Source organism: Streptomyces sp. NPDC005070, from assembly GCF_053600395.1.
Genome location: NZ_JBSFZS010000499.1, coordinates 1 through 1,479, shown reverse-complemented (window position 1 = coordinate 1,479; position 1,479 = coordinate 1). Strand labels below are relative to the sequence as shown.

At 68.4% G+C, this 1,479-nt stretch carries 2 protein-coding genes; both read left to right on the top strand.

Annotated elements, in window-relative coordinates; all coding sequences use genetic code 11:
- Window positions 1-194 precede the first annotated feature (194 nt).
- Window positions 195-1,259, top strand: coding sequence for a hypothetical protein (locus ACWEBX_RS40590; RefSeq protein ID WP_451889703.1), 1,065 nt, complete (start codon window positions 195-197; stop codon window positions 1,257-1,259).
- Window positions 1,256-1,479 (top strand): transposase (locus ACWEBX_RS40585; RefSeq protein WP_451889702.1); only part of this gene is annotated, 224 nt, incomplete at its 3' end. The genes ACWEBX_RS40590 and ACWEBX_RS40585, both read left to right, overlap by 4 nt.

Genomic DNA, 1,479 nt, shown 5'->3' with positions numbered 1-1,479 from the left:
GCCGCCGCCCGTCCGGCATCGAGAACGGCCGTACGAGCGGGCTTAATGTCTGCGGAGACTTCGACCTCGGAGACGCTGCCCATGCTCATCAATTTGCATTTCCATCCAGCAGAATTGGATCGACAGTCGGTTGGTCAACGTGGTGCCGCCCGGCGAGGACCGCGGCCACGGGGATAACGGCGAGGAACCGGTCCTTGGTGTGGAGCCACGCTTCCACCGTCGCTCTCTCCTCGGCGGTCAGTGAGCCGAAATCCGCCTCGCACTTGCTGGTGAGCTCGTCGATCTGCCTGATTTCCTGGCGAAGGAGTTCAACGTTCGCCGCTCAGCGGGCCGCGAGTGAGCACGCTGTCGTAGGCGCTCTCCAGCCGTGCGGGAGTGACGCGGCGATGCCGGGCTGGGAAGCGGTGCTGCTCCAGTGCAGCTTCGTCGGAACCGGGATCGCGCTGGCCATCGCACTTCCCGCCTATCTGTGGCGGCGTTGGCCCCACGCGCTGCGCCAGCCGGAGCGGCCCCGCACCCGCACCTCCTCAGGAGCGGTGTGGCCCGCTGTGACCGGTGCCGCGACCGGCCTGGTCTGGCTCTACCGGGCGGCCGGTGGCCCCCTGGGCATCGCGCACCGCGATGAGCGGCCGGCCAGTTGGCATGTGCTGGTCGGGGTCAGCGCGGGCTGGGCTCTCGTCGGCTCCGCCGCCGTACTGGCTCTCGTCCGGCGCCGGTCGGCCCGGTTGCCGTATCCGCTCCTGCTCGCGTTGGCGTGGCTGGGATCGGGCTCGATGTTCGCGTGGAGCGGCTGGAGGCTGCCGGCCACGGTGTACGTGGCGCTGGCGCATCCGAGCGACGTCAGCTACCCGGAGAATATCGCGGTCGCCGTGGCGCTGCACGTCACGGCTGTGCTGACGGGGGCGGGGATCATGCGGACGCTGGTACGCGGCGAACGTAGGCGGGTGAGCATGCCCGACAGCGCCAAGCAGTCCGCCGAGCGGGTGGGCCGTCGCCCGTGGACCTGCCTGTTCAGGAAGGCCTTTCACCAGGAGCACCTCGATGGTCCCGTGGCAAGGCCCGCAGTGACTTCAACACTCGTGAACATCACTCGACCATGGATCTGGGTGCCTCCCAAGGGTCTGCCGCACGATCGGGTGACATCTGAACTGGCTTGCCCTGTGGGGCGGGTGGGAAGGATGTCGCTGTGCCCAAGCCTTATCCGGAAGAGTTCCGTCAGGATGTCGTGCGGGTCGCGAGAAACCGCGGCCCGGGCGTGACGGTCGAGCAGGTGGCCGCCGACTTCGGAGTCCACGCGATGACGCTGTGGAAATGGATGCGCCGCGCGGACGTCGACAACGGGACCAAGCCCGGAACGACCAGCCAGGAGAGCGCGGAACTACGCGAAGCACGTCGGCGGATCAAGCTGCTGGAGCAGGAGAACGAGGTCCTGCGCCGGGCCGCCGCCTACCTGTCGCAGGCTCATCTGCCGGGAAAAGG